This is a genomic window from Kribbella monticola, from assembly GCF_003261635.1.
GTDB lineage: Bacteria > Actinomycetota > Actinomycetes > Propionibacteriales > Kribbellaceae > Kribbella > Kribbella monticola.
In genome coordinates this window covers 298967-324358 of sequence record NZ_QFXK01000029.1, presented here as the reverse complement: position 1 = coordinate 324358, position 25392 = coordinate 298967, and the positions used below count along the sequence as shown (strand labels likewise).

The 25392-nt window shown below is 65.9% G+C and carries 24 protein-coding genes; 16 read left to right on the top strand and 8 right to left on the bottom strand.

What is annotated here, in order from left to right:
* Positions 1-101: 101 nt before the first annotated feature.
* On the bottom strand, positions 102-1595 hold the full coding sequence (locus DIZ26_RS15285) for a DHA2 family efflux MFS transporter permease subunit (RefSeq protein ID WP_112241704.1): 1494 nt from the start codon (positions 1593-1595) through the stop codon (positions 102-104).
* 58 nt (positions 1596-1653) lie between these two features.
* A complete protein-coding gene (locus tag DIZ26_RS15280; protein ID WP_112241702.1) occupies positions 1654-2289 on the bottom strand; it encodes a DUF624 domain-containing protein in 636 nt (211 codons plus the stop codon).
* A gap of 84 nt (positions 2290-2373) precedes the next feature.
* Here DIZ26_RS15280 and DIZ26_RS15275 point away from each other — a divergent pair, with 84 nt between their 5' ends.
* The 4 genes from DIZ26_RS15275 to DIZ26_RS15260 all read left to right on the top strand — a co-directional run bounded on the left by DIZ26_RS15275 (position 2374) and on the right by DIZ26_RS15260 (position 6630).
* A complete protein-coding gene (locus DIZ26_RS15275) occupies positions 2374-3444 on the top strand; it encodes a substrate-binding domain-containing protein (protein WP_112241700.1) in 1071 nt (356 codons plus the stop codon).
* Positions 3445-3522: 78 nt separating this feature from the next.
* Positions 3523-4800: an extracellular solute-binding protein gene (locus DIZ26_RS15270; RefSeq protein ID WP_232828363.1), complete on the top strand. Its 1278-nt coding sequence runs from the start codon at positions 3523-3525 to the stop codon at positions 4798-4800.
* Positions 4797-5738 carry a carbohydrate ABC transporter permease gene (locus tag DIZ26_RS15265; RefSeq protein WP_112241698.1) on the top strand — a complete coding sequence of 314 codons (942 nt, stop codon included), beginning with the start codon at positions 4797-4799 and terminating at the stop codon, positions 5736-5738. The genes DIZ26_RS15270 and DIZ26_RS15265 overlap by 4 nt, the downstream gene beginning before the upstream one ends.
* Positions 5731-6630, top strand: coding sequence for a carbohydrate ABC transporter permease (locus tag DIZ26_RS15260; protein WP_112241696.1), 900 nt, complete (start codon positions 5731-5733; stop codon positions 6628-6630). Before DIZ26_RS15265 ends, DIZ26_RS15260 begins: the two co-directional genes overlap by 8 nt.
* Before the next feature lie 320 nt (positions 6631-6950).
* Here the strand turns inward: DIZ26_RS15260 and DIZ26_RS15255 are convergent, their stop codons facing one another.
* On the bottom strand, positions 6951-7517 hold the full coding sequence (locus DIZ26_RS15255) for a TetR/AcrR family transcriptional regulator (RefSeq protein ID WP_112241694.1): 567 nt from the start codon (positions 7515-7517) through the stop codon (positions 6951-6953).
* A gap of 230 nt (positions 7518-7747) precedes the next feature.
* Here DIZ26_RS15255 and DIZ26_RS15250 point away from each other — a divergent pair, with 230 nt between their 5' ends.
* Positions 7748-8566 carry a nitroreductase/quinone reductase family protein gene (locus tag DIZ26_RS15250; protein ID WP_112241692.1) on the top strand — a complete coding sequence of 273 codons (819 nt, stop codon included), beginning with the start codon at positions 7748-7750 and terminating at the stop codon, positions 8564-8566.
* Between the two features lie 57 nt (positions 8567-8623).
* Complete coding sequence (locus tag DIZ26_RS15245) at positions 8624-9166, top strand: DUF6000 family protein (RefSeq protein ID WP_269815386.1); 543 nt, start codon at positions 8624-8626, stop codon at positions 9164-9166.
* A 54-nt stretch (positions 9167-9220) separates the two neighbouring features.
* On the opposite strand, the gene DIZ26_RS15240 is transcribed toward DIZ26_RS15245, so the two are convergent.
* From DIZ26_RS15240 to DIZ26_RS15230, 3 genes are read right to left on the bottom strand one after another with little or no spacing between them, the layout of a single operon-like run.
* The gene (locus DIZ26_RS15240) at positions 9221-10606 is read right to left on the bottom strand and encodes an ABC transporter substrate-binding protein (RefSeq protein WP_112241688.1); all 1386 of its coding nucleotides are present in this window, start codon (positions 10604-10606) and stop codon (positions 9221-9223) included.
* A 7-nt stretch (positions 10607-10613) separates the two neighbouring features.
* Positions 10614-11567 carry a carbohydrate ABC transporter permease gene (locus DIZ26_RS15235; protein WP_133979540.1) on the bottom strand — a complete coding sequence of 318 codons (954 nt, stop codon included), beginning with the start codon at positions 11565-11567 and terminating at the stop codon, positions 10614-10616.
* 13 nt (positions 11568-11580) lie between these two features.
* Positions 11581-12504: a carbohydrate ABC transporter permease gene (locus DIZ26_RS15230; RefSeq protein ID WP_112241686.1), complete on the bottom strand. Its 924-nt coding sequence runs from the start codon at positions 12502-12504 to the stop codon at positions 11581-11583.
* Positions 12505-12731: 227 nt separating this feature from the next.
* Between DIZ26_RS15230 and DIZ26_RS15225 the strand changes: the two genes are divergently transcribed.
* The gene (locus DIZ26_RS15225; RefSeq protein WP_157979727.1) at positions 12732-13913 is read left to right on the top strand and encodes an ROK family transcriptional regulator; all 1182 of its coding nucleotides are present in this window, start codon (positions 12732-12734) and stop codon (positions 13911-13913) included.
* Positions 13914-13916: 3 nt separating this feature from the next.
* Here the strand turns inward: DIZ26_RS15225 and helR are convergent, their stop codons facing one another.
* Complete coding sequence (gene helR, locus DIZ26_RS15220; RefSeq protein WP_112241682.1) at positions 13917-16079, bottom strand: RNA polymerase recycling motor ATPase HelR; 2163 nt, start codon at positions 16077-16079, stop codon at positions 13917-13919.
* Positions 16080-16497: 418 nt separating this feature from the next.
* Between helR and DIZ26_RS15215 the strand changes: the two genes are divergently transcribed.
* Positions 16498-17424, top strand: a complete 927-nt coding sequence (locus tag DIZ26_RS15215) for an aminoglycoside phosphotransferase family protein (protein ID WP_112241680.1) — start codon at positions 16498-16500, stop codon at positions 17422-17424.
* A 69-nt stretch (positions 17425-17493) separates the two neighbouring features.
* Here the strand turns inward: DIZ26_RS15215 and DIZ26_RS15210 are convergent, their stop codons facing one another.
* Complete coding sequence (locus tag DIZ26_RS15210) at positions 17494-18123, bottom strand: TetR-like C-terminal domain-containing protein (RefSeq protein WP_112241678.1); 630 nt, start codon at positions 18121-18123, stop codon at positions 17494-17496.
* 207 nt (positions 18124-18330) lie between these two features.
* On the opposite strand from DIZ26_RS15210, the gene DIZ26_RS15205 reads away from it, so the two are divergent.
* The 8 genes from DIZ26_RS15205 (at position 18331) to DIZ26_RS15175 (ending at position 25245) form a co-directional block, all read left to right on the top strand.
* Positions 18331-18963: a TMEM175 family protein gene (locus DIZ26_RS15205; RefSeq protein WP_157979726.1), complete on the top strand. Its 633-nt coding sequence runs from the start codon at positions 18331-18333 to the stop codon at positions 18961-18963.
* Between the two features lie 117 nt (positions 18964-19080).
* Positions 19081-19941: an alpha/beta fold hydrolase gene (locus DIZ26_RS15200; protein WP_112241674.1), complete on the top strand. Its 861-nt coding sequence runs from the start codon at positions 19081-19083 to the stop codon at positions 19939-19941.
* A gap of 86 nt (positions 19942-20027) precedes the next feature.
* Complete coding sequence (locus DIZ26_RS15195; protein ID WP_112241672.1) at positions 20028-21005, top strand: GlxA family transcriptional regulator; 978 nt, start codon at positions 20028-20030, stop codon at positions 21003-21005.
* An 11-nt stretch (positions 21006-21016) separates the two neighbouring features.
* Positions 21017-21223 carry a hypothetical protein gene (locus tag DIZ26_RS37480; protein ID WP_157979725.1) on the top strand — a complete coding sequence of 69 codons (207 nt, stop codon included), beginning with the start codon at positions 21017-21019 and terminating at the stop codon, positions 21221-21223.
* Positions 21220-21777: a hypothetical protein gene (locus DIZ26_RS15190; protein ID WP_112241670.1), complete on the top strand. Its 558-nt coding sequence runs from the start codon at positions 21220-21222 to the stop codon at positions 21775-21777. The genes DIZ26_RS37480 and DIZ26_RS15190 overlap by 4 nt, the downstream gene beginning before the upstream one ends.
* 252 nt (positions 21778-22029) lie before the next feature.
* Complete coding sequence (locus DIZ26_RS15185) at positions 22030-23007, top strand: outer membrane protein assembly factor BamB family protein (protein WP_157979724.1); 978 nt, start codon at positions 22030-22032, stop codon at positions 23005-23007.
* 184 nt (positions 23008-23191) lie between these two features.
* A complete protein-coding gene (locus DIZ26_RS15180) occupies positions 23192-23611 on the top strand; it encodes a hypothetical protein (protein WP_198676106.1) in 420 nt (139 codons plus the stop codon).
* Positions 23612-24039: 428 nt separating this feature from the next.
* Positions 24040-25245 carry a tyrosine-type recombinase/integrase gene (locus DIZ26_RS15175; protein WP_112241666.1) on the top strand — a complete coding sequence of 402 codons (1206 nt, stop codon included), beginning with the start codon at positions 24040-24042 and terminating at the stop codon, positions 25243-25245.
* The last annotated feature ends 147 nt before the right edge of the window (positions 25246-25392 follow it).

Below are 25392 nucleotides of genomic sequence, written 5' to 3'. Positions count from 1 at the left end.
CCCCCAACCCTGTGGACAAACCCGTACGACGAAGTACCGGACAAAGCAGTACTGCGGGCTCCCTCGACGCTGAGGGAGCCCGCAGTACGTAGTACGGAAGATCAGGCGGCGGCCAGTTCCTCGACCTCGGTCTCCGAAGCGGCGGCGCCGGCGGCCGGGCGGGCCGGCCGCATCAGCGTGCAGGCGATCACCACGGCGGCGGCGACGATCACTCCGGCGATCGCGAAGGAGAGGTGGAAGCCGCTGGTCAGTGCGTCCAGCGCGGGCTTGCCGGCCGCGGCCAGGCTCTCGGTCCGAGTTGCGGACAGCGTCGCCAGGACAGCCAGCCCGAGCGCCGCGCCGACCTCGCCCATCGTCCCGATCAGACCCGAAGCCAGGCCGGCGTCCTCAGGCTTCACGTCTGCCATGGACAGCCCCATCAGCGCCGGGAAGCAGATGCCGCCACCCAGGCCCAGCAGCGCCAGCACCGGCAGGACGTGGATGAAGTAGTTGCCGTTGACGGGAGCCTGGGTGAACACCGCCAGGCCGACGACGATCAGTACCAGTCCGGCGATCATCGGGCGACGGGGACCGAACCGCATCACCAGCTTCTCCGAGTAGCGCACCGACAGCAGGCCCATCACGACCGTGGTCGGCAGGAAGGCCAGCCCGATCTCCAGCGCGTTGTAGCCGAGCACCCGCTGCAGGTAGAGCGAGCCGAGGAAGAAGATGCCGAACATGCCCGATGCGGACAGCGCCTGGATCAGGTTGGCGCCGGTCAGGTTGCGTGACTTGAAGATCCGCAGCGGGACCAGCGGGTTCGCCGCGGTCGCCTCACGGACGATGAAGCAGGCCAGCAGGGTCAGGGTGAGGGCGCCGAGCGCGATGGTGCGGGGAGCGGTCCAGCCGAGCTCGGCGGCCGGCTTGACGATGGTGAAGACGCCGACCATCAGTGCGGCGGTGATCAGGACGGCGCCCGGTACGTCGGTGCCGCGGCCCATGCCGAGACCCTTGTCCTTCTCGATCAGCTTGACGGCCAGCAGCGCGGTGACGATGCCGATCGGCAGGTTCACGAAGAAGATCCAGTGCCAGTTGATCGCCTGGGTCAGCACACCACCGGCGAGCAGGCCGATCGAGCCACCAGCGGAGGCGACGAAGGCGTAGACGCCGATCGCCTTGGCCTGCTCACGCGGTTCGGGGAACAGCGTGACGATCATGCCGAGGATGACCGCGGAGGTCAGCGCGCCGCCGACGCCCTGGACGAAGCGGGCCGCGACCAGCACCTCCTGCGACTCGGCCAGTCCGCAGAGGACGGAGGCGCCGGTGAAGACGATCAGCCCGCTGACGAAGATGTTCCGCCGGCCGAGCAGGTCGCCGAGCCGGCCGGCCAGCAGGAGCAGCCCGCCGAAGGCGATCAGGTAGGCGTTCACGACCCAGGCGAGGCTGGAGCTGGTGAAGCCGAGGTCGTCCTGGATCGCCGGCAGCGCCACGTTCACGACGGTCACGTCGAGAACGATCATCAGCATGCCGGCGCAGAGTACGTAGAGGGCCAGCCAGCGCGAGCGGCCGCCCTGCGCAGCCGGCGTCGTCGCCAGGGAATCGGTCGTCGCGTACATCTTGGGTTCTCCTTCTGGTCCGGTTGGGCCTTACACCCATACGTCGAACCAGCAGGGCTCAGATTGACACGTCCCCAGAATCTTTTTTCGCCCGCCTGTCCGTCGTGCGCGAGATCCAGTACGCCAGCAGGGCGGGAACCAGCCCGGAACCGATGGCGAACAGGGTCGGCAGCCGCGACAGCAGGGCAAACCAGGTGAGCAGCGCGATCACCCCGCCGGCGACCGCCAGTGACCGGCGGAGCAGGAACAGATTGGCGGCGCGGAACAGGCTGCGCGCCGTACTGTCCTCCGGTACGCCGGGAAGCACCGCGAGGGCGCTCAGGTAGAGGCCGATGATCATCCCGGTCAGCGGGATCAGGATCGCCAGCGCCACGATCCGGATCGGCCCGCCCGTCGAGGCCCAGAAGAGCAGCCCGAACGCGAGCGCGATGCTGCCGGCGTACAGGCCGAGGCCGGCTGCCCAGAAGCGGCCGAAGGCCCATTTGAACTGTCGCCAGTACCGCCGTAGCAGCGCGGGGTGCTCCTGCGCCAGCGCTTCCGGCAGCACCCGCTGCAGCGCGAACGCGGCCGGATACAGCGTGACGATCCCCACGCTGCACACCAGGAACACCAGTTGCAGCATCAGCAGGTCGCCGATCAGCGACAGCTTGGACAGCACCGCGTTGGTGCGGCCCACTCCTCCGGTGTCACTCACACAAGTTCCTTCGCATCGGCGAGCACCTCACAACGACATGATCGTATGATCACAAACAATCACACTCGGATAACGGGGGACCGCATGCTTGCACCGGAACGCCACGAGCTCATCCTCCGGAGCCTGCGCCGGCACGGGCGGCTCCGGGTCGCCGAGCTGGCCGCCGAGCTGGGCGTTTCCGCGATCACAGTACGCCGGGACCTCGCCGAGCTGGACCAGGCCGGACTGCTCCGCCGGGTGCACGGCGGCGCCGTCGGTACGAACCCACTCGGCGCCGGCCAGGGCGCCCAGCTCACGCTCGGCATCGTCGTCCCGAACTCGACCTTCTACTACACCGACGTGATCCGCGGCGCCGAGGCGGTCGCCGACCGGTACGGCGCTCGCCTGGTGCTGGGCGTCTCGGGGTACGACGTAGCAGTCGAGGCGGAGCGACTCGAGAAGGTGCTCGGCGTTGGTGTCTCCGGGCTGCTGCTGAGCACCGCGCTGGGCGACAGCCGAGCTGCTGAACTCGGCCGGTGGCTGGACGACATCGACGTACCGGTGGTCCTGATGGAGCGCGCTTTCGGGTTTCCCCAGGTGCAGCGCGAGTACGACCATGTTCGGACCGATCATGCCTACGGCGCGATGCTCGCGTTGCGGCACCTCGTGTCGCTCGGGCATCGCAAGATCGGGATCAACCTGAACCCCACCGTGACGACGTACTGGCTCCGGAAGGGGATCGACGAGGCGGCCTCGACGCTCGGGATCGAGCTGTTCGTGTCGGCGGTCGAGTTGCCGGGACGAGGCGACGAACGGACCGCGACCGCCGAACTGGATGCGTTCCTGGACGAATGCGAGGCGTTCGGCGCGCACGCCGTACTGATGCATTCCGACGAGCCCGCAGCGCGGTTGATCGAGCGGGCGATGGAGCGCGGGCTGCGCATCCCGGACGATCTGGCCGTCATCGCCTACAACGACGAAACCGCCGCGATGGCGGTCGTCCCCCTCACCGCAGTCAGCCCGCCCAAGCTGACGCTCGGCGAGACCGCCTGCGAACTCCTCCTCCGCAAGGTGAAGGGCGCGCCGGGCGTGCCCGCTGCGACCCAGCACGTGAGCCTCCTGCCGGAACTTCGCGTCCGCGACTCCTGTGGGGCGGCACTCGGTGATCGAATTTGATCATTCGAGCGTCGAAGTATTGACGGGGAAAGCCCTTTCCCATACTTTCGCTGCACTCGTCAGCGAAGGAGTTCCCCTGTGAGACGTGGCGCGAAGAGTGGACTGGTGGTGCTGGCCGCAGTACTCGGCCTGGCCGCGAGCAGTTGTGGCAACGGGGTGATCGACAAGTCGACCGACGGCGTACCGCCCGCCGAGGCGACCGGGACGCTGCGGGTTCTGATCCCGTCCTTCCCACCCAGTACGAAGGGCCGGGCGGCGTTCGAGAAGGTCGTCGAGGATTTCCACCAGACCTATCCGAAGATGAAGGTCGAGCCGGACTTCGCGACGTACTCCACCCTGAACGAGAAGATGTCCACCTCGATCGCGGCCGGCATCCCGTACGACGTGATGGTCACCGGCGTCGGCTGGATCCAGCCGTTCGCGTCCAAGCGGATCTTCGCCGACCTCGCGCCGTACGGAGTGACGCCGCAGGTGATCGAGGAGAAGAGCATCGGCGCCCTGGTGCCGGCCGCGACGTACGACGGCAAGCTGTACGCGTACCCGTTGGTCGCCGACGCCCGTGCCGCCGCGCTCCGGATCAGCGCCTTCAAGGACGCCGGACTCGACCCGGACAAGCCGCCCAAGAGCCTGGACGAGCTCAAGGCGGCCGCGGAGAAACTGACCGTGAAGAACGCCAAGGGCACCATCACCCGGTCCGGCTTCGACATGGCCGCGGCGACCAGCTTCCGGCAGACCTACACCACGCTGCTCGCCTCCACCGGCACGAACCTGTACGTCGACGGCCAGCCGAACTACAGCAACGAGAAGGGCCTCGAAACCCTGAACCTGCTGAAGTCGATGGCGAACCACGTCCAGCCGTACGGACAGCAGAACGCCGCACAGCAGCCGCTCGTGCTCACTGGTGAGGCCGCGATGGGCATCGTCGGCGGCGCGGTCGACTGCTCCGACAAGGGCATCGGCAAGAAGAACTGCGACGACCTGAAGTTCTTCCGCTTCGACAGCGGCAAGGAGGTCGAGTTCGTCGGTGGCGACCTGGCCTCGATCGGCTCCCGCAGCCGGCACAAGGAGGCCGCCTGGTCCTTCATCCAGTCGCTCACCAAGCCGAGTTCGCTGGACGCGATCGCCAAGCTGAACAAGAAACTTCCGGCCTACAAGGACGCGGCGAACTCACCGCAGGCGAAGTCGAACCCGCTGAGCAAGTTCGTCGCCGAAGGCCTGCCGCTGGCCATCTACGAAGGCGGTTCGGCCAACTGGCTGGAGATGCGTGCCAACTTCGACTCCCAGCTCACCCAGGCGGTCCTCGGTCAGAAGGATCCCGCCAAGGTGCTGGCCAACCTGGCAGGACAGTCCCGATGAGCGCAACCCTCGAACGCACGGCGCCGGCCGTCACTCCACGTCGCCTCACTCCGGCCAAGGACAGCCGCAAGCTGATCCGCGGCCAGGTCCGGGCCGGCTGGCTGTTCCTTTCTCCTGCCCTGCTGCACTCCGCGGTCTTCATCGTGATCCCGGTGATCGCGGCGGTGGTGCTGAGCTTCACCGACTACAGCTTCGGTGACTCCTGGGCCTGGGTCGGCTTCGGCAACTACGTCGACCTGTTCAAGGACCAGGACTTCCGGGCCGCCCTGGTCAACACGATCCTGTACGCCGTGGTGGTGATCCCTGTCTCGATGGCGCTCTCGCTGGCGGTCGCGATCGGGCTGAACCAGAAGATCAAGGGGCTCGGGTTCTTCCGGACCGCGTTCTACATCCCCACGGTGACCGCGACGGTCGCGGTCGCCACCATCTGGCTGTGGATCTACAACCCGAGCTCGGGGCTGGCGAACGGATTCCTCAGCCTGTTCGGGTTCGCGCCCGGCCGGTGGCTGTCCGACCCGAACACGGCGCTGCCATCGCTGATGCTGGTCGGTATCTGGCAAGGCCTCGGGACGAAGATCATCATCTACCTTGCTGCCCTGCAAGGCGTTTCCCGCGACCTGCTCGAATCGGCTTCGCTGGACGGCGCGAGCCGCTGGCAGAAGTTCGCCCACGTCACCTGGCCCGCGCTCGGGCCGGTCCAGTTCTTCGTCCTGGTCACCTCGATCGTCGGGACCTTCCAGGTCTTCGACCTGGTCTACGTGATGACGAAGGGCGGCCCCGGTACCGAGACGACGGTGCTGGTGCTGGACATCTATCAGAACGCGTTCCAGGCCCTGCGACTCGGCTTCGCGTCCGCCGAGACGGTGATCATGATGCTGCTGATCGCGATCTTCATCGGCCTGGGACGCCTGCTCCAGAAGGCGGATGTCAATGACTAGCGCAACCGTGACCGCTCCGATCGCCGCGCCGTCGGCTTGGCGACCCGGCCGGATCCTGCTGTACGTCGTACTGACCGTCGGCGCGCTGCTGATGATCACGCCGTTCCTGTGGATGGTCCTGACCGCTTTCAAGAGCGACTTGGAGATCGCCAAGTTCTCCTGGCTGCCGGGCGAATTGCGCTGGCACAACTTCGTCGAGGCGATGCGGACGGCACCGTTCCTGCGGTACTTCCGCAACAGCCTGTTCATCGCGGTCGGCGAGACGGCGTTCACCCTGGCGGTCTGTACGACGGCCGGCTACGCGCTGGCGAAGCTGCCGATCAAGGGATCGAAGGCGCTGCTGAGCTACTTCATCCTGCTGTTGCTGGTGCCGTTCCAGATCATCCTGGTGCCGTTGTTCCTGATCGTGAAGTCGATCCCGCTGTTCGGCGGCAACAACATCCTCGGCCAGGGCGGTATCGGCTGGCTGAACTCCTGGTGGGGACTCATCATCCCGCTCGGCGCGGCCCCGCTGTTCACCTTCCTGGCCAGGCAGTTCTACGTGTCGGTGCCGAACGAACTGGCCCAGGCGGCCAGGGTCGACGGGCTCGGCGAATTCGGGATCTTCTGGCGGATCATGACGCCGCTGATCAAGCCGGCCCTGATCACGATCTGCGTGTTCCAGATCGAGGCGGCCTGGAACGGATTCCTCTGGCCGCTGATGATCACCACGTCGGACACGATGCGGCCGCTGCAACTCGGGCTGGCGATCTTCGCGCAGAATCCGGCCGAGGTGCAATGGCCTTATCTGATGGCCGGTACGGCGCTGGCGACGCTGCCGATGATCGTGATGTTCGTCTTCGCGCAGAAGCGGTTCGTCGAAGGAATGGCGAACGTGGGAATCAAGGGCTGAACTCGCTCGGCAACAGGGCCGGCGGCGCCTGGAACGGCCGGCCGCGCTGGTCCCCTTCGCAGGTGCTCGCCCCGCCCCGGGCGAGCACCTGCTGGGGCCCCCTCCACAATCACCGGTGATCCCGAAGAAGCACCGGAGCGCCCACTAAGCCCCCCGGCTTGGTCGCTCAACCTTTTATCGTCACAACCTACGGACCGTTACACGTTTCGTTTCTTTTTTCCCGGATTCCCCAGTTTTTCCTGCCACCTCAACCATTAACCACCGTTTCTGCTACCCCCCGAATGCACCCTTTGACAATCCGTGATCAATTCGGCTTTCTGTCAGGCCAGGTGGGTCTGCACGATGCGGGTGATCCAGGCGGTCGGGTCGTTGTCGGGGAGGTCGAGGATGTCCAGGGCGTGGGTGGTGCGGAGGGTGGCCAGGCCGTGGAGGTTGGTCCAGAGCGCCAGGGCACGTTCGCGGGCGTCGGTTGCCGTCGGCAGCGCTTCCTGGATCAGGGCGGTGACGGTGTCGAAGAGCGGCAGCGAGGTCTGGCGCAGATTGCCGCCGGCGCCCGCCAGCAGGTCGTGCCGGAAGATGAGCTCGAACATCGCCGGACGCTCCGCCGAGAAGGCCAGGTAGCGCACGCCCACCTCGATCAGCCGTCGGTCGGCCGGTACGGCGGTGTCGCTGGCGGCCGGCCCGAGCCGGGCGGCGAGATCGGCAAGACCGGTCGCCGCGATCGCGGCCAGCAGAGCGTTGTGCGTCGTGAAGTACCGCCGGGGTGCGCCGTGGGACACCCCCGTACGCCGGGTGATCGCGCGCAGGGTGAGCGCGTCGAGGCCCTCCTCCTCGAGCAACTCGACACCGACCTGGACCAGCCGTTCACGAAGCGGCGCGTTCTCCACGGGACCTTGTCTAGCACCACCGATCGGCGCCGGAGGGTGGACCCGCTGGTGTTCTAGGATCGACCCATGACTGCCGGGTCGGCCTCGTGCCGTGACTTCGTTGGGTTCCCGGCTGCGCCCTGAGCGCCGCCCGGGCCGCCAGAGGCCCGCCTTCTTCCTTGCTGACAACGCGCTGACACCGCGTTGTTTCGTGCTGCCCTTCGCCGAACATCCCAGTGAGAAAGAAGAGAATGCTGAACGACTTCACCAATCAGATCATCACCGAATTCCGCGCCAACGCAGGTCAGGTGGGTGGCCCCTTCGACGGTGCCCGCCTGCTGCTGCTCACCACGACCGGGGCCCGCTCCGGCAAGCCGCACACGACCGTCCTCGGCTACTACCCCGACAACGGCGAGCGCGTCCTCGTCATCGGATCGGCCGGCGGCGGCCCCAAGCACCCGGACTGGTACCACAACCTCCTCGCCAACCCACGAGTCACGGTCGAGACCGGCCTGTTCAGCTACGAAGCCGACGCCGTCGTACTACGGGATGCCGAGCGCGACGAGATCTTCGAGCGCCTGGTCGAGGCGGACCCCGGCTGGGGCGAATACCAGTCGAAGACCACCCGGACCATCCCCGTGGTCGCCTTGCACCAGGTCGTCACCGGCCCGCCCGGCCACCGTGGTTCCTTCGCGGAGTCGCTCAAACTGATCCACAACCTCTTCCGGCGCGAACTCGTGCTGATCCGCAAGGAATTCGCCGCCGCCGGTCCCTCGCTCGGCGCCCAGCTCCGGATCAACTGCCTGACGATGTGCCAGGGGCTGCATCACCACCACACCGGCGAGTCGACGATGCTCTTCCCGTCGATCCTGGCCCAGCACCCCGAAGCAGCCGCCGCCATCGAGCGACTCGACGCCGAACACGCCAAGATCGCCGAACTCCTCGAAGACCTCCAGCGCCTGGTCAGCACCACCACCTCAGGCACGACCCTCGCAGACCTCGACCACCTGATCGATGCCATCACCACCCACCTCGACTACGAGGAAGCCCAGCTCATCCCGCTGCTCTGACCGCCGAATTGTTTGCAACTCCGTGCAAGTGTGGTGGGACTGCGGCTTTCGACACCTATGGTCAGGGTTGTGAGTGGCGAATCCTGGAATGAGCTGGAAGCGCGCTGTGTGGTGCCTTTCTATCGTCAGCTGATGGGCATCAAGGCGCTCGAAGCCGGTCCTTCGACGCTCGCGGCGGTCGCCGCGCTGGTCGACGCGGCGCAACCTGACGAGGTCGTCTACCTGCTCCGCTCCGGCTGGCGTGAGCAGGTGGTAGGAGCCTGGCTCTCGCTGGCCCACCCGTACGACGAATCGGTGCTCGCCGCACTCAGCCACGCGCTGGAAGCCAGCCAGGGCAGCCTCACCGCACCTGCACTCCTGACCGCTGTCGCCACCCTTGAAGCACCCACTGCGACAACGTCCATCCAGACGTACTACGAAGCCGACGTTGCGGGGAGCTGGGGTTGTGCCGGCCTGGCCGAGGCGGCGGCGGCGATGCTTCCTGCCTCGCCGCTGCCCGTCCCGGCCGCAGAGGACAAGGAGATCTTCGAGGCTCTGTCGGTGCTCGCCAATTGCCTGAAACCGGTCGCGGACCAGACAGCCGGCAGCGGCGACACGTAGTACGGGATGCCGGCCGGCCGGGTGCGCCACCTGGACACACCCGGCCGGGGCGTTCTACTGGGCGACCTTGAAGAGGTCGTTGAGTTGGTTGTTCAGCTTGTTCAGCGAGGAGATCGGCGAGCTGCCGATGTAGACCGCGTCGAACCGGGGTGCCATCAGGGCGGCGATATCGGCCGCGTTGGTGGTCACCGGGAACAAGAAGGTCGTCTTGTCCTTGACCTGCTGAGTGAACGGTGTGACGTCGAGTTTGCGTTCGTTCTTGTTGTACGCGATCGCCAGATCCGTTCCGGCCGGGCGGGCGGGGAAGACCACGCCGGACTGGCCGATGATGTTCTGGCATTCCGCGCCGGACAGGAACTTCACCCATTTCGCCGCGTTCTCCGGCTGCTTGGACAAGGTCGTGACCGAGTCGGCGAGCCCGTTGAACATCGACGCCCGCTTGCCGCTGGGACCGATCGGCGTCGGCGCCAGGCCGATGTCGAGTTTCTTGCCGGCGGCATCGGTCAGCTTGGTGAAGGTCGAGATCATCCACGACCCGCTCAGCCCGAGCGCCGCCGTACCGGACTGGATCTGCTTGTCCGTACCGACCGCGTTGGCGCCGCCGATCTCTTCGTAGCTGGGCATGTAGCCCTTGCGTACCAGGCCGAAGTACCAGCTGAGTGTGTTCTGCAACTCCGGCTTGTCGAGGTTGAAGCGGCTGCCCCACGGGTTCTTGTCGGTCGCCTGCCAGCCGGCGCTGCCGGCGAACGCGGACCATTGCGTCTGCCCCCAACCGCCACCACCGGAGCCTTCCGACGCGAGCCCGTGCGTCTTCACATGCGCCTTGTCGAAGCCCGCCTCGTCGCCACGCCTTCCTTTCGTGTCGATGGTGAGATGCGCGACCAGCTTTTCGAAAGTGCCGCCGTCGGTCGGGTTCCAGTTCAGGTTCTGCAGCTCGCTGGGGTCGACGCCGGCCGCTTTGAGTGCCGCGTTGTTGTAGAAGATCGCGATGGTGTCCCAGTCCTTCGGGGCGCCGTACCGCTTGCCGTCCTGGCCTTTCCACAGCTCGGCCAGGCCTTGCTGGTAGTCGCCGTCGGAGATGTCGCTGGTCGGACCGAGGTCGTCGAGCGGCCGCAGTACCTTCAGATCGACGTACTGCGCGAACTTCGACAGGTGATCGGTGAACACGTCCGGCGCCGTGTCGGCGATGAAGCCGGCGGTGAGCTTCGACCAGTACGCATCCCAGCCGTACTGCGAGATGTGGATCTTCAAGCCGGGATTCTGCTGCTGGAAGGCGTCGGCGCATTTCTGGTAGCCGGGCTGCTGGGCCGAGTCCCACAGCCAGTACTCGATCGGCCCGTTCGCGCTGCCACCGCCTCCGCCGCTGCAGGCGGTCAACGCTCCGATGGCGAGTGCGGCGGCCACGGCAGCGGCCTGGATCCGGTGTCTGAGACTGGTCATGACGTCCTCACTTGATCCCGCTGAAGCCGATGGAGTTGACGATGCGTTTCGCGAAGAGCATGAACAGCACCAGCATCGGCAGCGCCGCGACGAGCGTGGCCGCCATCAGCCCCGACCAGTCCGGGCCGGTCTGTGGCGTCTGCGACTTGAACACCCCGAGTGCGACGGTGAGCACCCGGGACTTGTCGGTGTAGCTGACCATCAGCGCCCAGAAGTACTCGTTCCAGGACGCGATGTAGGTGAGGATCGCCAGCGTGGTGATCGGCGCGACGGACATCGGCAGGATCAGCCGGAAGAACACCCGGACCTTGGAAGCGCCGTCCATCAGTGCCGCCTCCTCGACCTCACGGGAGATGCCGAGGAAGAACTGGCGCAGGAAGAACACCGCGAACGGCGTCATGAACATCGTCGGCAACGCGATCCCGAGCAGCGTGTCCACCAGGCCGAGCTGCTTGATCAGCACGAAGTTCGGTAGCAGCGTGAAGATGGCCGGAATCATCAACCCTGCAAGGAAGAACGCGAACACCTTCTCCCGGTGCTTCCACTGCAACCGGGCGAATGCGTAGGCCGCCATCGCTGAGAAGAACACCTGGCCGACCGTGATCAGTGTCGAGACGACGACGGAGTTGAACAGATAGCGCCAGAAGTTGATCGCCTGGCCGGCACCGCCCGCGTCGATCGCCTCCTGCCCGGTCTGCAGGCCGAAGACCCGCTCGAAACCGCCGGCCGAGGCTTGCACGGGCAGCAGGCTGTGCGACCCGGCGTACAAGGCGTTGTTGCTGGACAACGCGGTCCGGAGCATCCAGTAGAAGGGGAAGAGGCTGACGAGGATCACCAAGATCATGAACGCCCAGGCGAGTGCGCGGCCGGGGTTGAAGCTGCGCGGCTCCTTCGGGGCGGCGTGACGAACCGTCGTGGTAGGCGCGATGGTCGCGACCTGCGGAGTGGTGTCGGTAGTCATTTGTCGTCGCCTTTCAGGCCAGGTCGGAAGACTCGGCGCGGGTGAGCCGGTACTGGACGAAAGTGATGACCACCAGTACTGCGAGCAGGGCGACCGACATCGCCGAGGCATAACCGAACTGGAACCGCCCGAAAGCGACGTCGTAGATGTAGAACTGCAGCACCCGGGACGAATCGACCGGTCCACCACGGGTCGCGATCGCCACGGTGTCGAACACCTGGAACGAGCCGACCACCGTGATGATCAACACCAGCGAGAGAATCGGCCGCAACAACGGAATGGTGATGCTGCGGAACATCCGTACTTCGCTCGCCCCGTCGATCTTGCCCGCCTCGTAAACGGTCTCCGGGATCAGCTGCAGCCCGGCGAAGATCAGCAGCGCGGTATAACCCACGTGCCGCCAGACGTTGATCAACGCGATGGTCGGAATGACCCAGGTATCGGAAGACAGGAACGGCAGCCGGTCGAGCCCGAGGCCGGCCAGGATCGTGTTCCCGATCCCCAGTTGATAGTCCAGGATCCACAGGAACACCATCGCCGCCACGACGTTCGACACCAGGTACGGCGTGAGCACGATGCCGCGCAGCCAGGTCTTCTGGGTGAGCCGCTGCATCATCACGGCGATGACGAGAGCGAGCACTGTCTGCAATCCGATGTTCAGGACCACGTAGTACAAGGTGACTTTCAGGGCGTTCCAGAACACCGGGTCCTGGACCATCCGGATGTAGTTGTCCAGGCCGTTGAACTTCGGCGGCGTGAGCAGGTTGAACTTGGTGAAGCTGAGATAGATACCGCGCAGCGTCGGCCAGATCATGAAGACCGCGAAGCCGATCAGGGCGGGCAGGATGAAGAGCAGGGCGAGCCGGGTGTCGTCGCGGTAGCCGGTCGGGGCTTTCCGGCGGCTGGCCTGCTGCTGGGTCGGGGTCGCTGTGGCCATGGGTGTCTCCTCCGCCAGGTGTACTGCGGCGCACCGGCACGCTCGAACCGCTCGAACGGGTGGCGCCCGCGAACTCCCCTGTCGTGACCCCGTACCCACGGACGCCAGCCGATTGATCGACTGTCCCGAGAGCCGGAGTGAGGTATCCCGGCCCTGAGGTATTTACAGTCAGATTGAAAATAAGCCATGATGACCGGTGTGACAAGGGTCACTTGTAAACTAAGTGGGTGACAGTGACCAGCAGGCCTGCGCGGTCGGCGCCCGAGAGATCACTGTCGGCGGGTGAGTTCGCCGTGACCCAACAGTTGTTGGTCCACGGCCCCGCTACCCGCGGTGATCTCGGCGACCGCCTCAACCTCTCCTACGCCTCGATGTCGCGGGTCGCCCGCTCCTTGATCGGCGGCGGCATCGCCTCGGAGGATCTCGACCCCGCCACCGCGATCGGCCGGCCCCGGCAGATCCTCACCGCGATCCCGAGCGCGCGGCACGTGGTCGGCTGCAAGCTGACCGGCGACACGGCGTACGGCGTGGTTTGCGACCTCTTCGGCGAGGTGCAGGGGACTGCGAAGGCGGCCCTCCCCGAGCCGGTGGATGGGGTCGTCCCGGTCGACGGCACGGTCAAGGTGATCGCTCAGCTCGTCACCAAGCTGGGCCGCAAGGTCCCGTCGCTGGACGGTATCGGCGTGTCCGTCGGCGGCGTGGTGGCCGACCAGTCCGTCGTACTCGAAGGAAGTTTTCTCGGCTGGAGCGAGGTCGATCTCGCCGGCCCGTTGCGGGAGCGGACCGGGTTGCCGGTGATCGTCACCAACGACGTCGCGGCTCTTGCCCGCGAGCAGTTGTGGTTCGGTGCCGGGCGTACTCACTCGACCTTCGGGGTGATCACCGTCGGTGCCGGGCTGGGCATCGGCGTCGTCCGTGAAGGGGTTCCGGTCGAGCAGACGATCGACAACGGGCACCTGCTCGCGCACGCTCCGGTCGACGTGACGGGACCTGTCTGTGGCCTCGGGCACCGTGGGTGTGTGGCCGCGTACCTGAACCGCGAGGACTTCGAGGCTCAGGCGTCGGCGGCCGTCGGCCGGCCTGTCACCATGGCCGGCCTGATCGCCGCTCGCGCCGGCGGCGACCCGGACGCGAGCGCCCGGCTCGACGCGGCGGCCCGGGCCCTCGGGCATCTGATAGCGACCTTCGCCGGCGCACTGCAGACCACCTGCATCGTGCTCGCCGGCGAAGACGTCGCCGCGCTGGCAGACTCCGCAGCGCTGAACGAGGTGATCGCGGACCGGCTGCGACCCGGGCCGCGAGAGGTCCAACGCTGCGAGCTCACCATCCTCACCACCCCGCTCACCTTCACCGACTGGGCCCGCGGTGCCGCCGTCACCGGGACCCAGTACGCGCTCGGCACGAGCTGAGCCCTACCCGGTGGTGAGTACGACGAGTTGCTGGGTCGCCCTGGTCATCGCGACATAGCGGTCGACGGCTCCTTCGATCCCTTCGCCGAACGACTCCGGGTCGATCACGACGACCAGATCGAACTCGAGCCCCTTGGACAGCACCGGCGTCAAGGAGCGCACGCGGTCCGGCGTACGGAGGGTTCCGTCCGCGCTGATGACACAGCCGATGCCTTCGGCATTCTCGGCCAGCCAGGTGTCGAGGATCGAGTCGAGGTCCGCGCTGGATCCGTGGACGACCGGTACGCCGCTGCTGCGGATGGAAGTGGGGACGTTGGCGTCCGGCAGAGCGGCGCGGATGACGGGCTCGGCTTCGGCCATCACCTCTTCCGGCGTTCGGTAGTTGATGCTCAGCGAGGCCAGCTCGACCCGATCGAGGCCGACTCTTTCGAGCCTCGCCTGCCACGATTCGGTGAAGCCGTGCCTGGCCTGGGCGCGGTCGCCCACGATGGTGAAACTCCTGGACGGGCAGCGGAGCAGCAACATCTGCCATTCGGCGTCGGTCAGCTCCTGGGCCTCGTCGACGACGATGTGGGCGAACGGGCCCGCCAGCAGGTCCGGGTCGGCGGTCGGCAGGCCGCCGAGGTCGATCAGGCTGTTCTGGATGTCCTGCCCGCGCAGCATCGGCACCCAGCCCTCGTTGTCGTCATCGGCCGCGATGATGTTGTCGATGACATCGGCCATCCGCTCCTTCTCGGCCGCCGCCGCTGCCTTCTGCCGGCGTCTCCGTCGTGACGCCTCCGGGTCGCCGAGCCGCTGTCGTGCCGCGTCCAGAAGTGGCAGGTCGGACGTCGTCCAGGCCTGCGGTGCTTCCTTGCGTTGCAGCAGTTTCACTTCGTCAGGACTGAGCCAGGGCGCGCACATCCGTAGGTAGGCGGGCACGGACCACAGGTCGCCGACGACATCGGTCGGCTCGATCAGCGGCCAGCCCTTGCCGAAGGCATCGATCAGATCCTCGTTGCGCTCAAGGGATCTGCGCACGAGGTCGATCGACACCTCGTCGTCCTCGTTCTCCTCCTCGTACTTGTCCAGCAGGATCGTGATCAGTTCTTCCCAGACCTGGTCGCGCGCCTCGTTGTGCGCAGTACTGGGATCTGCCGCCCCGAATGCCTCGGCCCAATCGGCGGCGCTGAGCCAGATGTCGGCCCAGTCCGTCTCGACCGTCATCGGCTTGATCGGCGGCTCCTCGTACAGCTTCACAGCCGGCTCGATCGCCTTCACCATGTCAGCCGTGGCCTTCAGGCGCGCTACTTCGGGATCTGTTTCGTCCGGCGCCGTTGCTCCTTCAGGCAGGAGATCTCTGATGGTGCAGGTCTGCACACCTTCCTCACCGAGACTCGGGAGGACGTCGGAGACATAGGCGAGGTAGGGCTGGTGGGGACCGATGAACAGTACGCCGCCACGCCGGTGGCCGAGGCGCGGATCGGAGTACAGGAGGTACGCCGTACGGTGCAGCGCGACGACCGTCTTCCCCGTTCCCGGGCCGCCGTCGACGACGAGGGCACCGCGGGAGCTCGCCCGGATGATGGCGTCCTGGTCGGCCTGGATCGTGCCCAGTACGTCGCGCATGCGGGGCGAGCGGTTGCTGCCGAGGCTCGCGATGAAGGCGGACTGATCGTCGAGGGAGGCCTTGTGGCCTTCGAGGCCGTCCTCGGTGAAGATCTCGTCCCAGTAGTCGCTGATCTTCCCGCGCGTCCAGCGGTAGCGACGCCGACTCGTCAGACCCATCGGGTTCGCATGGGTGGCACCGAAGAACGGCTCGGCCGCGGGCGATCGCCAGTCGATCAGGAGTCGTCGGCCGTCGCTGTCGGTGAGGCCGAGACGTCCGACGTACGTCGGCTCGTTGTCTTCCGCGCTGACCATGTGCCCGAGGCAGAGGTCGAGGCCGAATCTGCGCAAGGTACGCAATCTGGTGGTCAGCCGGTGGATCTCGAGGTCGCGGTCGAGCGCCGCCTGCCCTTCACCGCCAGGGGCCTTGCGGGTCTCGTCGAGCCTGTCGGTCAGCTCCGCGATGGACTGCTCGAGGGTCTTCTTGATCGCCGCGAAGTGCTGCTCGTCGTGGGCGATCAGGTGTGGATCGGCTTTACTACTGAGGTTTTCTGGGAGATCGAACGCACTGGTGGTCATATCAGCGGCTCCCGGACATCGACAACAACAAACGCACTTCTGCGACTCCCCGTCGTTCGTCAGATTCAGCTACGGCCGACGATTCTCCGCCCCCAACGGGGCCTTGCGGCAAGTCCCCCCATGCGTTATAACTTAGACACGGCAGGGAGAGTCATCTCCTTGCCTTTTCTGTTGCATGCCCCCAGCAACCAACCGCGCCAACCTACGCACCTCCTCCGTCGCCGCTCCTGCGTCCCGGCTCGGTAAAAGACCCGGTGGCTGGCCGCGCCGGTCGGGTGCAGGTGGTTGTTGCCAGTCGGATCGGATGCTTGTAAGCGTCTCATGCAGCCGTCCAGCCCCCAGGTCCGTCAACCTCTGCGAGCTGACTCCTTCTCACCCGGTCGATCTGAGTCAAGGCGGCGTCGCCTAGGGTGCCCGGATGGTTGGGATTCCTGGGGCGTTTGCGCGGAGTACGGTCGAGCGGGAAGGGGAGCGGGGCGCGAAGTGGCTCGCCGAACTGCCTGGGATTGTCGACGAATTGCTTGACCGGTGGGGCTGCGTGCAAGACGGCGACGTCATGCACGGTGGCGTGGGGCTCATCGTCCCGGTACTGCGTCGGCAGGGTCCCGCTGCGCTGAAGGTGTCGTTTCCGCATCCTGGCAATGTTCACGAGCCCGACGCGTTCGTGGCATGGAACGGTGGCGGCGCAGTACAGCTGTACGAGCGTGACGATTCGCAGTACGCGATGTTGCTTGAGCGGGCCCGCCCGTCAACCCTGGCGGCAAGCGAAGACAGTGACGAGGTCGCGACGGTCGCAGGGCAACTCAACCGCCGGCTGGCCATCACTGCGCCACCTGCTCTGCCCCGGCTGAGAGATCGGGCCGGCGAGTGGGAGGAGCAGCTGCTCCGCGATTCGACAGAGTTGCCGCACCCGTTGCCGTCGTACGTCGTCGATGCCGCCCTCGCGACCGTCCGCGAACTCGGGCCGATCCAGCCGGATACCCTTCTCCACGGCGATTTCCACGCCAGAAACATTCTGCGAGCCGATCGTGAGCCGTGGCTGGTCGTCGACCCGAAGGGCTACGCCGGAGATCCAGCGTATGACGCCGGCGCGCTGCTCAAGGTCAGCGCGCTGACCTTCGTCGAAGCAGGCGAGCTGGCAAGGCCGGTACGCCGCTTCCTCGACATCTTCACCGAGGCTGCGGATCTGGACCGCGAACGCACCCAGCGCTGGTCCCAACTCCACCTCGTGGAAGGCGCCTTCTGGGGCCGCCGCCACGGCTTCCGCGTCGCCCCCAACGGCTCTGAGTTGGACCACTTCACCAGTTACGCCGACACCCTCGCGACGCTACTCACGCAGCATTAGCAAACGCCGGCAACGCCACTCCCGCCTTGGCCCGCAGCGCAGGAAGTTGGCCGGCCGGGACCTGATAGGTCACGGTCGCGAAGGTACCTCGACATTCGAGATCGGCGCGGCGATGGCGGCAACGACCTTGTCGGCCAGGTGATTGAGCCGCTCGGGATCCATGGGGTCGCGGAGGATTCCCACCCGCCAATAGAGCGGGCCGGCGAGGAAATCGAGGCCTAGTTCGAGGTCGGTGTCGACGGGGAGTTCGCCGCGTTGGATTGCGCGGTGCAGGATTGCGGCCGCCTTCTTTCGGCGCGTGCCGCCGACCTGCTCCAGCAGAATCGCGGCCACCTCGGGATTGCGAGAGCCCTCCGCCAGCAGGTCCGGGACGATCCGGGACATCAGCGGGTGCGTCAGTGCCTTGGCGCCAGCCGACAGGAATTCGAGTACGTCGCCGCGCAGGGTGCCGGTGTCAGGGGCGTCGGCCGTGGTGGTGGCGACCCGAGTGACCAGGTCGATGACCATCGCCTGCTTGGAGGGCCAGCGTCGATAGACGGCGGCCTTGCCTGCGCCGGCGCGTTTGGCCACGGCCTCGACCGTCAGTTTCCCGTAGCCGACGGCGGCGAGTTCCTCGAACATCGCAGCGCCGATCGCCTCGGTGACAGCGTCCTGAAGCACCGGTCCGCCGGGAGCCCTGCGCGCTGGTGAACTGGCCATGCTCCGACCCTAACACGAGACGGAACGGTTGCGTCTCGACTCGGTCTATGTTTAGTCGATACGGAGTCGTTCCGTCTAAGCCTGACCGACCTGGCGAGCCGGCGACCCGCAGTACGAGCTCAGACCCGCCGCCCGTCAGGAGATCCCGTGACCACCACCGCCGTACGACGTGCAGTCGCGCCCGGCCTCACCTCTGAGCGCGTGGGGATGTTCACCGACGCGGTGTTTGCCATCGCGATGACGCTGCTCGTCATCGCGATGCCGAGGCCGGAGCGAGGGGTCGGCGGCGGGGAGGACCGGATGGCGATGGCCTCGGAACTGTGGCGTTTCCTCGGGGACAACGTCGGTTCGTTCGTGGCCTTCGTCGTCGCGTTCCTGATGCTGTGGGCTGCTTGGCGCCAACATCACGCCGTCTTCGATCAGCTCGAGCGGGTCACTCCGGCGATGATGTTTCTTCATATTCCGTTGCTGATTCTCGTTGTTCTCCTGCCGTATCCGACCGCGCTCGTCGGAGAGTCGCTCGTCGGGGACCTCGCCGACAATCCCTTGACCATCTGCCTTTTCGCCGGGATCGAAGCACTGCTGCTCCTTTGTCAGGCCGCCCTGTTGTTCGTGGTGGTGCGCAGCGGCGTACTGAAGCCCGGCGCCGACGGGAGGCAGTTGACGATCAAGGCGATCATGCTGGTGGTTTTCGGCTTGTTCTGGGCGCTAACCGCCGTACTGACCTGGTGGTTCAGCAACATTCCGTTCGTCTGGCTGCTGTCTCCCGTGGTTGCCAGCGGGGCGAGCAAGATGGCCGGCCGATGGATTCCTCTGCCGAACGAGTCAGCTTCTGACTGAGACAGCCACGCGTCTGACCGATCCTGCCCGTACGTCGTTCGCAGGCGCGGCTTCGGCCTTCAATCGTCCTTGTCGCGGGCTTCGCGACTGCTGCAAACAGTGAGGAAGGTGTGGCGAATGACCGAGTTCGTGACTCTCGACGGCGGGCGGATCGCGTACGACGTGATCGGCGACGGTCCACTGGTGGTGCTCTCGCACGGCATGGGCGTTTGGCGGCAGGACTACCGGCACCTGGCACCGCTGCTGGCCGACGCCGGATTCCGGGTCGTGAACGTGGACATGCGCGGACACGGCGAGTCGAGCCTGAACTGGCCTTCGGTCACCGGGAAGGCCGCCATCAGCCGCACGGATGTCGCCAACGACCTCCTCGGCGTCATCCGGCACTTCGGCGGCCCCGCGGTGATCGTCGGCCAGTCGCTGTCGGGCGGCGCTGCCACCATCGCCGCGGCACTGGCTCCAGAACTGGTGACCGCGATAGTCGAGATCAACCCCTTCACCCGCGTCGCGAAGCTGAACTTCGGCGCGCTGTTCGCCGTACGGCGGTATCGCCGAGGGTTCGCCCGGTTGGTCGGGACGCAGCTGCTGAAGTCGCCCAAGATCTGGCGCTCCTATCTCGACGTCGCCTACCCCCACAAGCCCGACGACTACCGCCAGTACACCGACGGCTTGATGGAAACCCTTCGGCAGCCGGGCCGCTGGGAAGAGTTCGTGAAGACCGGCAAGACCACCCCGGCCGACGCGGAAGCAAAGCTGCCCGAACTGAAACGTCCCCTGCTGGTGATCATGGGCTCCGAGGACCCGGACTTCGTCGACCCACGGGCCGAAGGCGAAGCAATCGTCGCCGCCGCACCCGCCGGCATCGGCCAGGTGGCCGTCGTCGAGGGAGGCGGGCACTACGCCCAGACGGAGTACGCCGACCGGGTCGCGGAACTGATCGTCACCTTCGTGCGGCAGCACGCCATCGATCCAGCGCGGTGACCAGCTCCTCCGACGACGGAGGCCCGATGCCGGCTTCACCTCCTGATTCCGCGCTCGAACCCGCGGGCAGGGTGGACGATAGAGCCGTGTCCCCACTTCGCACCGTGGTCCTCGTGGTCTACGACGGCATCCAGCTGATCGAACTGGCCGGTCAGCTGGACATCTTCGAAGCAGCGAACGTCCTGATGGAAACGCCGGTGTACCGCGTGCTGCTGGCAGCTCCGAGGGCCGGGACGGTGTCCGTCACTGGTGGTGTGACGATCCCTGTCGAGCACACGCTGGTAGACATCGCCCGCGGTGACGAGGACATCGACACGATGGTCGTGATCGGTGGGTTCGGGGTCTTTGACCCGGACGCCTCCGTCGGCGTGGTGCCAGAGCTTGCCGCGCTCGCTCGGCGTTCGCGCCGGGTGGCCGCGGTCTGCGCCGGCAGCCTGCTGCTCGCTGCCGCAGGGCTGCTCGACGGGTACCGCGCGACGACGCACTGGGGTGCGACCCAGCAGCTCGTCGAGCGGTACCCGCGAGTGTGCGTCGAACCAGACCGGATCTACGTACGCGATCGTGATCGCTGGACCTCGGCCGGCGTAACCGCGAGCATCGATCTCGCGCTGGCGCTGGTCGAGGACGATCACGGCCCGGAGCTGGCTCAGTTGATCGCCCGAGGCATGGTCGTCTTCACCCGCAGGCCCGGCGGTCAGACGCAGTTCAGCGCCCAGTTGCGCGCGCAGACCGCACGAACACCAGCCATCCGGGCCGTACAGAATTGGCTACCCGACCATCTCGCCCAGGACCTCAGCGTGGCCGCACTGGCGCGGCGGGCAGGAATGAGCGAACGCAATTTTGCCCGCGCCTTCCGCGCCGAAACCGGCAGCACTCCGGCCGCCTTCGTGGAAAGCCTGCGCGTAGAAGCAGCCCGCCGTCTCCTGGAAACAACCGCCCTGACCGTCGCCGCCATCGCCAGAACAGTCGGCTACAAACACGGCGAAACCCTCCACCGCCTCTTCACCCGCCACCTCGCAACCACTCCAGAACGCTACCGCCAGCACTTCTCGACGACGCTCTAAACTGTTGTCGTATGAGTGATGAACCAGAACATCAAGTTCTCTGGGTGGGCGGTCCGGCGGCGGCGGGAAAGACCACGGTCAGCCGTCTGCTTGCGCGAAAACACGGATTTCTCTGGTACAGCGTCGATGCTCACGCGTTCGCTCACGAAAAGCGCGCCGCGACGGCCGGTCTTCATGTCATGGGCACCGGCCCAGGCGACTTCGACGCAAACCGATGATCCTCGAAGACATCGCCTCATTGCCCGTGGAGACAGCGGTTGTCGTCGAAGGTGCATTCGTCACTCCCACGATGGCCGGCGTCACCGAGAACGCAGTCTGGCTAATGCCTTCGAAAACGGAACAACTCACCAGACTGGAACACAGAAACCCAGGCGGCGCGCACGATGGCCAGATCTGGGGCTGGAATCTGATCCACAACCAACTAGAGGGAACCACCGCAACCATCATCAACGTCGACCACCAGACCATCGAGCAAACCCTCACCGCGGTCGAGCAAAGGTTCAATGGTCTTCTGAAGTCTGCCTTCTCGGCACGCACCGCCGAAGAGCGTCAATCCTTGATTCGCATCGGCAATCACCAACTAGCCATCCAGGCAACCGAACGCCAGAAATCGGACGGCCGCCAGACGATCCTTCAACTCGACTGCGAATGCGCCCAGCCGAATTGCACAAACTTCGTAGAACTCCCTATCGAACGACTGCAATCCCTACTCGCCAACACACCCCCGTCAATCGTCTCACCCGACCACCGCAGCCCTGGCCGAGACGGCTGAGAACCGCTGGTCTCCCACGGCTCGACGTACGCAAGCCGACGGACCTGTGTCAGTACTAACCTGGTTGTCTACGGTGCGCCCGATTCGTCGGGACGCCTGCGGTTCGTGGTGGGGAACGCCTATTGCCGGCTGAACAGGGGTGGAATGACGAATCGAAATCGCCTCCGAGGGCTCAGCAGGCGCTCGCACAAGAGTCTTCCGCCCGGTTTGTCGAGCGGCTTGGCGCAATCGCCTTTCGTACCAGGCGCGCCCGTGCGCTGGCGAGCGTACGTCGGAGGCCCCGTCTACTCGGCGCCGTCTGTCGCCGAGGGGAGTGTCTATGTCGCCGGCCGCGGTCTGTGGGCCCTCGACACCGCTGATGGCACCGTTCGGTGGACCCATCCGAATGCCGGGTTCAGGAGTGCGCCCACGGTGGTCGGCGACAGCGTCTATGTCGCGGGCTACTTCAAGTTCTTCGCCTTGGACACTGCTGACGGCCGGGTCCGCTGGCATCGGCGCATGAATCGGTGGTCCCAAACGCCGCCCGCGTTCGGCGACGGGCTGCTCCACTACGTCAACGACGGCCAGTACCTTCGTACGCTCGATGCGGCAACCGGCCGCCGTCGCTGGAGGACGAAGTACCGTCGGATCGAATGGAACGAGTCCGCACCAGTGCTTGCCGATGGCACGCTCTACGCGATCGACGATCGGGGGACGGTCCGGGCCTTCGATCCGGCTAGCGGCAGGACCCGCTGGCAGCAGTCCACATCGGCCCGTCAGCCCAGTACGCCGTTGGTGCACAACGGTTGCCTCTACCTGGCAGCTGGACGGGGCTATCACGTCTACGCTCTTGACGCCACCACCGGCGCGCGCCGCTGGCAAGCGTGGCCCGACATCCAAAGCGTCAGCAGCATCAAGACGACCCCCGCGATCTACCGCGACACCCTGTACGTCGGTTCTCGGGATCACCGTCTTTACGCGCTCAACGCAACCACCGGCCAAACCCGATGGCACGTCCTGACAGACGGCGAAGTCGACTCTTCCCCGGTGGTAGCAGACGGCACGGTCTACTTCGGCACCTCTGACGGCCACCTCTGGGCAGTAAGCGCCCAAAACGGCCACGTCCACTGGAAGCTCCCCCTCGGCGCCAAGGTAGAGACCCCCGTCGTCGCCAACAACATCCTGTACGTCGGCACCAGAGCCGGCTACTTGTACGCCATAGACGCGACCCCAACCCCGGGAGCCGACTGAACCGAAATGCCTGAGGGATAGATCCCCCAACCGGGAAACCTTTCGGAGAGCGGCGAGCAATACGAGACTCGAACTCGTGAGGAGTTACCCCCAACGCGCTCTTTCCAATTCCTTCGCCCCGTGTTCGGCAAGGTTTAGGGGTGGTTTTGCGGCTCCTCGACAGGTCGTGAAGGACCTCCGCCCTTTGCTTGAGAGCGGCAAGGAGATGCTCAGCCGCCTGCCGTACCCCGACCGGCCAGACAACCACTTCAAGGTGGACCCCGCCAAGTGGGACTACTACGCAATGGATGTCCACAGAATCGCCGGAGACGACGAGCTAGCCGCCCAGTACGCCCGCACCGTGATCAAGGACAACATCACTCCGAACGGCTACGAGCTGAGCCCGATGAGGGTCGCCGAATGCCGCATCACTCTCGGCTTCGTGGCTGGCCGAGAAGGCGACCTCGAACAAGCCGTAGAGCTTGGCGTCAGCGGCCTCAAGAACGGCCGCCAGAGCAAGATGCACCTACACATGATCGCCGGCGAGCTAGACCAGGAGCTACGCCACCGCTTCCCCAGCGAGGGCCTTGTATCCAACTTCGAAGAGGCTGTGGGAGCCCTATGACATGCGAATCGTGACAGACAACGGGCAATCTCCGTGCCCAGAGGTTCGGCGAGGTTCTCCATCGGCCGCAGACCAGTTCGACGTTCATGAACCTCCCGGACCGGAGCGGATGAGACTGACGGCTGAAGAGGCGCTGGGGCTGCGGCTAAGTGAGCTTCGCGAGGATGCCGGCCGTACTGCTGCGAGCGGCTGGCACTCCAGGTGGGGTAGGTAGACGGGCTGACTATCCGCCACGTCTGGAGCGTGATCGCCGGTGGCGACAGCACGGTCTGCGTGTTCGGCGCGAGGCAGCGTGCGGGTGACGGAGGAACCCCGTAGCTGGGGGTGGGGAGCCGGCGACGTAGGAGCCCGGCGGGGGCGGGGCTGCTAGACGCAGGAGGGGCCGGACGCTAAGCGTCCGGCCCTCTGTCGAGGACCGACGGCACGTTATGCGGAAAGACAGAGCCGAGGTAGTCGATCGAGTCTCCGAGCTGGAGAAGGAGCGAGACAGCGGGAAGATTCGACCGGCAGGTAAGAAGAAATGGACCGTGGCGGAGTGGCTGACCCATTGGCTGACTATCGCTCGGCCGAACCTACGGGATGGTTCGTACGACGCTTACGAGGTCGCGGTGCGGGTGCATCTCATTCCCGGCCTGGGCGGGCACAAGTTGAACAAGTTGCAGCCCGAGCACCTGGAGCGCTTCTACACCAAGATGCAGAACAATGGGTCGAGTGCCGGCACTGCGCACCAGGCGCACCGCACCATCCGGACAGCACTGGGTGAGGCCGAGAGACGCGGAGCCTTGACTGTTCAAAACCCTGCGGAGAAAGCCATTCCGCCGCGCCTCGACCTGGAGGAAGAGGACGAGATCGACCCATATTCGGTCGACGAGATCCGGGCAATTCTGGAGGAGGCCAACAAGCGGAGGAACAGCGCCCGATGGGCAATCGCGTTGTCGCTCGGACTGCGGCAAGGAGAGGCGCTTGGACTCAAGTGGACGGATATCGATCTGAAGACCGGTGTCCTCCGGGTTCGCCGTAGCCTCAACCGTCCGAAGTACAAGCACGGGTGTGGTGACGAGCCGTGTGGACGGAAGCCGGGATTCTGTCCGAAGAAGCAGAAGGCGCGGCCGGACACAGCACCGACGAAGTCACGGGCAGGCCGCCGGACGATCGGCCTGCCGCCGGAGCTGACAGCGGTTCTGCGAGAGCACTGGAAGGCGCAGGCCGCTGAGAGGGCGACCGCTCGTCAGCTCTGGAAGGACGAGGGATGGGTGTTCGCCAAGCGGACCGGGGAAGCGGTCAGCCCAAACATGGACTACCGGGAGTGGAAAGACATCCTGGCGACCGCAGGAGTTCGCGAGGGGCGGCTACATGACGCGCGCCACACCGCAGCGACGGTTCTGTTGTTGCTCGGTGTGCCAGAGCGGGCCGTGATGGACCTGATGGGCTGGTCCTCGTCGTCGATGGCGACGCGCTATCAGCACATCACTCAACAGATCCGTATGGATATCGCTGTGAGGGTCGGCGGGTTGCTGTGGGAGGCGACCGAGACCAAGAAGCCCAAGAAGTCGAAGAAGGGCAAGAAGGCGAAGCTGAGGCGGAAGGAGCAGGGCGCGGAGGAGGACCCGACGCCCGTCAGAGTGCCTGCCTGAGTGGCCTGTTGAGACTGGCGTTGAGACTGAACGACTCCGGGCGGCTCCCAGATGTGGGAGCCGCCCCGGCTTGTCGTTCCTCTCGGGAGGGTGGAACCGCGCTCTGACCTGCGGTTTTGCTTCTCCGGAGAGTGGCGGAGGATACGA